This is a genomic window from Herbaspirillum sp. UBA812, from assembly GCF_002296545.1.
Classification (GTDB): Bacteria; Pseudomonadota; Gammaproteobacteria; order Burkholderiales; family Burkholderiaceae_D; genus Herbaspirillum; species Herbaspirillum huttiense.
In genome coordinates, this window is sequence record NZ_DBIC01000271.1 from 1029 (window position 1) to 1840 (window position 812).

Annotated in this window: 2 protein-coding genes; both read right to left on the reverse strand. The window is 59.9% G+C overall.

Annotated elements, in window-relative coordinates:
• Positions 1–434: SCO family protein (locus B3873_RS18720; protein WP_286868100.1), on the reverse strand; the 434-nt coding region annotated here is incomplete at its 3' end.
• A gap of 12 nt (positions 435–446) precedes the next feature.
• A partial coding sequence (locus B3873_RS18725; protein ID WP_286868102.1) for a UbiA family prenyltransferase occupies positions 447–812 on the reverse strand: 366 nt, incomplete at its 5' end.

The following is an 812-nucleotide window of genomic DNA, read 5'->3' on the forward strand; positions in this document are numbered from 1 at the left end:
AACACCTTGAATTCCTTGGCCACCTTCTCGGTCTGCTGCAGGTCGCCGCGCAAGCCGAGGAAACGCTTGTCGAAGGCCGGCACGTATTGCGCCAGCACTTCCTGGGTATCCCGCTCCGGATCGACGGTTACGAAGAGCACCTGCACGCGGTCGGCGTCCGGTCCCAGTTCCTTCATGACGTTGGACATCTCGACCATGGTGGTCGGGCACACGTCCGGGCATTGCGTATAGCCGAAGAACATCACCACCACCTTGCCCTTGAAATCGGCCAGGGTGCGCGGCTTGCCGGTGTGGTCGGTCAGTGCGAAGTCCTTCGCGTAATCCAGCCCGGTGACATCGGTATTGTTGAACTTCAGTTCAGGCTTGGACGGCCCGCAGGCCGCCAGCAACGTTGCGCAGCCGGCCAGCAGCAGCGCCGAGAGGAATCGTTTCATGCGTTCAGGGAATCAGAAACTGCGGAACAGGAAATAATGGTCCACCAGCAGCACCGCAAACAGGATGGACAGGTAGACGATCGAATAAGCAAAGGCCTTGCGCGCGATCAGGTCGGTGTAGTGGCGATAGATCTGCCACGAATACCAGAAGAAGATCGCGCCCAGCACGATGGCCGTGCCCAGATAGATCAGGCCGCTCATGCCGATGGCGAAGGGCAGCATGCTCACCGCCAGCAGTGCAATGGTGTACATCAGGATGTGCAGTTTGGTGACATCCATGCCATGCGTAATGGGCAGCATCGGCAGGCCGGACTTGGCGTAGTCGTCGCGGCGGTACATGGCCAGCGCCCAGAAATGCGGCGGGGTCCAGATGAAGAT